This is a genomic window from Brevundimonas sp. UBA5936, from assembly GCA_002430835.1.
GTDB lineage: Bacteria > Pseudomonadota > Alphaproteobacteria > Caulobacterales > Caulobacteraceae > Brevundimonas.
This window is the reverse complement of sequence record DJDA01000125.1, coordinates 1-4076: the sequence shown is the minus strand read 5'-3', so window position 1 is coordinate 4076 and position 4076 is coordinate 1. Positions and strand designations below refer to the sequence as shown.

The following is a 4076-nucleotide window of genomic DNA, read 5'->3' as shown; positions in this document are numbered from 1 at the left end:
CTGGGCGCCCAGGTGACGCCGAACTGGAACCTGAACTGCGACATGCCGGGCATGGACGACCTGGTGATCCGCGTGACGGTGCGGTTGAGCGCCGACGGCCAGATCATCGGCACGCCGCGCCTTCAGGACACCCAGAACGATCCGACCTGGCGCGCGGCGTCCGAGGCCATGTTGCGCGCGCTGCGGACGACCTCGCCCTTTACCGTTCCCGACGGCTTCCAGGCGCAGGAAGTGCCCTTCCGCTTTGAAACCAAGCGTCAATGCGGGAACCGTTAGGACGTAAATCGCCTATCACCCCAAAGTCGCCCAAATCCCCGTGAAGCTGGCGATCATCCGCCGCGCTGATGCTAAAGAGGGGCGGCCAGCCTGACCGTAACGACCCGAAGGATTGACCCATGCGCCTGAACCGCCTTCTCGCCTCGGCCGCCGTGCTTGCGATGACCGCGCCCCTGGCGCTGGGCGGATCTGTCCAGGCGCAATCCACCCCGGCCGTCGGGGCGCCGATGCAGGATGTGGTGGTGGACGAAGGCGTGCTGCGTCCGCTTCAGATCGCCGTCGTGCCCTTCACCGGCCAGAACGGGTCGCAGATCTCGGGCGTCATCAGCGGCAATCTCAAGCGATCCGGCTTCTTCGATCCGCTCAACCCGGCCAGCTTCGTCGAGACGGGCCTGACCCTGGCCAACGCCCCGAACTTCCCGCAGTGGACCTCCATCGGCGCCCAGGCGGTGCTGTACGGCGGGGTGACGCCGCGCGCTGACGGGCGGATCGACGTGGGCTTCCGCCTGTACGACCCCTATCGCCAGTGCCAGCTGGTCTCCTATCAGTTCACCGCCACCTCCGAGCAGTGGCGCCGGATCGCCCACAAGATTTCGGACGTGGTCTATCAGCGCCTGACCGGCGAGGCGGGCTTCTTCGATTCGCGCGTGCTGTTCGTGTCGGAGAGCGGCACCCAGTTGAACAAGCTGTCGCGCCTGACCATCGTCGACCAGGACGGCTACAACCCCGTCTTCCTGACCCAGGGCGACGAGGTGATCATGTCGCCGCGCTTCTCGGCCTCGAACCCCGATGAAGTGACCTATGTGGCGCTGGGCAAGGACTACAGCCGCATCTACCTCTACAACCTGTCGACCGGCCGCCGCGAAAGCCTGGGCGAGTTCGACGGCCAGGTGCTGGCGCCGCGCTTCTCGAACGACGGGTCGAAGATGGCCTTCTCGATCATCCGGGGCGGCAACACCGACGTCTATGTGATGAACCTGCGCAGCCGTCAGCTGTCGCGCCTGACGACCGATCCGGGCATCGACACCTCGCCCTCGTTCAGCCCCGACGGCAATCAGATCGTCTTCACCTCGGACCGCTCGGGCTCGGCGCGCCTCTACACCATGCGGGCGGACGGCTCAGGCCAGCGTCCGATCAGCCGCGGCGGCGGCAGCTACACCGCGCCGGCCTGGAGCCCGCGCGGCGACCTGGTGGCCTTCACCAAGCAGCAGGGCGGCCGCTTCCACATCGGCGTGATGAAGTCCGACGGCACGGGCGAGCGCATCCTGTCGTCCTCCTATTTCGAGGAGGGCCCGTCCTGGGCGCCGAACGGCCGCTACATCGCCTTCGCGCGTCAGAGCCCCGGCGGCGACACCCGTCTGTGGACCGTCGACCTGTCGGGCCGGGTGGTGTCGCAAGCGGGGTATGACGGACGCGGTTCGGATCCGGCCTGGTCGGGTCTGCTGGACGCCCCGCCGGTCAATCTGGGCATCGGTCAGGGCGCGGATTCCTGCCCGGCCTAACGGGGTTACGGCTTCGTGAGATCACGAGCGGAGCCATTCCCATAAACTGTGCGTTATCGCGTCTGGCGCGGCGCTGCGCCGCGCGTTAGCAGCGCTCGCATACAGTCAAGCTAGAGGCGTCGGCCTCGAACCGAATGAGAAGGAGACGATCCATGAACACCTCCACCCTGATCCGGCTCGCCGCTGTCGGCGTCGCCATGGCCTCGCTGGCCGCCTGCACCAAGCCCAAGGTCGAGCCGGCCGTGCCGGTCGAAACGCCGCCGCCGGCCGTCGGCCCGCAGTATCCGACCGCCCCGACCGGCCCTGTCAGCGGCGGCAACGTCGGCGCTCCGGCGCCCGGCTCGGAGCAGGACTTCGTCGTCAACGTCGGCGACCGTATCTACTTCGACCTGGACTCCTATTCGGTCCGTTCCGAGGCCCAGCCGCGTCTGGACGCCCAGGCCGCCTGGCTGGCCCGCTATCCGCAGGTCACGGTCCGCATTGAAGGCAACGCCGACGAACGCGGCACGCGCGAATACAACCTGGCCCTGGGCGCCCGCCGCGCCGAGGCCGTGCGCTCCTACCTGATCAGCCGCGGCGTTCCGGCCGCCCGCATCGACACCATCAGCTTCGGCAAGGAGCGTCCGATCGCCGAGGGTTCGAACGAGTCGGCCTGGGCTCAGAACCGCAACGGCCGCACCGCCATCGTGTCGGGCGCGCCGCGCTAAGCTGCACGGCGAAAAAACAGACGGATGGAGGCGTCGGCGTAAGCCGGCGCCTCTTTTCTTTGCGCCTTCACGCGATCAAAGTCCGCCGCGAATCCTGGGGAGGGACGGCATGGATCTGGAAGCGGCAGGCGGGGCGGTGACGGCGGGCGTCATCGCCGGGGCGATCGAAAAACCGACGGGCCATGCGGGCGAAGCTCACGGCGCCTGCGCCGACTGCGGGGCCGAGGTCACGGGCAACTTCTGCTCCAACTGCGGCCAGGCGGCTCATGTCCACCGTACCCTGCTGCATCTGGGCGAAGAGCTGCTGCACGGGGTCATGCATTTCGATGGGCGGCTGTGGCGCACCCTGCCGCTGCTGATCCTCAATCCGGGGCGGCTGACCCGCGAGTGGGTGCAGGGCAGGCGGACGCGCTATGTCTCGCCGCTGGCGATGTTCCTGTTCACCCTGTTCGTCATGTTCTTCGCCCTCAGCTTCATGCCGCATCAGGCGGTGACGCTGCCGTCCCTGCCGCAGCAGATCGAGGCCCAGAAGGAGGCGGTAGCCGAAGCGGAGCAGGTCGCCGCCGCCGCCCGCAAGGAAGTCGATGCGGCGGCGACGGCGATGGAGTCGTCGGACGGTTCGCCGCCGGCGTTCAACAGCGGCGCGCGGGCCGGCGCCGCCGCCGGCGTTCTGGCCGGAGCTGAAGCCGGCGTCATTGCTGAAAAGGCCAAGCTGGAACGTCTGCAGAAGGACGCGATCGAGGGCCGCAAGGATGGTCTGGCCTCGGGCAGCTGGCAGGCGCAGGTGGCGGACATCGCCGCAAGCGCGGGGGAGAGCGGGCAGACCAACGGTCTGACCAAGACCGTCGCCAAGAAGCTGAAGAACCCGGATCTGGCGCTCTACAAGCTGCAGCAAACCATCTACAAATTCGCCTTCCTGCTGGTGCCTTTGTCGATTCCCTTCGTGGCCCTGATGTTCCTGTGGAAGCGGGGGTTCACCCTGTACGACCACGGGGTGTTCGTCCTCTATTCCCTGACCTTCATGTCTTTGTTGCTGATGGCGGTGGTGCTGGTCGCGACGACGCTGAAGGGGACGGGTGCGGCGGCGGGAACGATCGCGGCCCTGATCGTGCCGGTGCACATGTTCGCCCAGTTGAAGGGCGCCTACAGCCTGAAGGTCTTTTCGACCCTGTGGCGGACGGTGGCGCTGCTGATCTTCTGCGAGATCGCGGCGACGCTGTTCATCGTCTCCATCATCTATCTGGGCCTCGGACATTGATCGGGGCCTTGCCGTCGCCGCAAATCGATGGGACGACAGGACCATGCTGAAGACGCCATTCCGCCTCACCAAACCCGCCGTGCTGACGGCGATCGGCCTGACCCTGATCGGGGGCGCCGTCGTCGCCCAGGTCCAGCCGATGGAGCCGATCCAGTGGGACAAGCGCCGCCTGGACCAACTGGACCGCAACGTCCGCCGTCTGGAGCGCGCCCTGACCCAGCGCAACGCGGCCGGCGAGCCGGTGCTGGTCGAGACGGACCCCGAGGTCGTGGCCCTGCAAGGCCAGGTCTCGATCATGGAGCGCCGCCTCAGCGACGTGGAGCAGACCTTCCA

Annotated in this window: 4 protein-coding genes and 1 pseudogene; all 5 read left to right on the top strand. The window is 67.5% G+C overall.

The window, feature by feature from the left end; genetic code table 11:
* A partial coding sequence (locus tag B2Y21_RS12860; protein WP_292060256.1) for a TonB C-terminal domain-containing protein occupies window positions 1–276 on the top strand: 276 nt, incomplete at its 5' end.
* Between the two features lie 119 nt (window positions 277–395).
* A complete protein-coding gene (gene tolB, locus B2Y21_RS12855) occupies window positions 396–1778 on the top strand; it encodes a Tol-Pal system beta propeller repeat protein TolB (RefSeq protein WP_040344558.1) in 1383 nt (460 codons plus the stop codon).
* Window positions 1779–1930: 152 nt separating this feature from the next.
* Window positions 1931–2485 carry a peptidoglycan-associated lipoprotein Pal gene (gene pal / locus B2Y21_RS12850; RefSeq protein WP_292060255.1) on the top strand — a complete coding sequence of 185 codons (555 nt, stop codon included), beginning with the start codon at window positions 1931–1933 and terminating at the stop codon, window positions 2483–2485.
* A 109-nt stretch (window positions 2486–2594) separates the two neighbouring features.
* A complete protein-coding gene (locus B2Y21_RS12845) occupies window positions 2595–3743 on the top strand; it encodes a DUF3667 domain-containing protein (RefSeq protein ID WP_292060254.1) in 1149 nt (382 codons plus the stop codon).
* A gap of 43 nt (window positions 3744–3786) precedes the next feature.
* Window positions 3787–4076 (top strand): annotated as a pseudogene (locus B2Y21_RS12840) (tol-pal system protein); the annotation flags it as partial.

Coding starts and splice junctions, on each gene's coding strand:
- B2Y21_RS12845 (WP_292060254.1), top strand. CDS start 2,595: ATGGATCTGGAAGCGGCAGGCGGGGCGGTGACGGCGGGCGTCATCGCC.
- pal (WP_292060255.1), top strand. CDS start 1,931: ATGAACACCTCCACCCTGATCCGGCTCGCCGCTGTCGGCGTCGCCATG.
- tolB (WP_040344558.1), top strand. CDS start 396: ATGCGCCTGAACCGCCTTCTCGCCTCGGCCGCCGTGCTTGCGATGACC.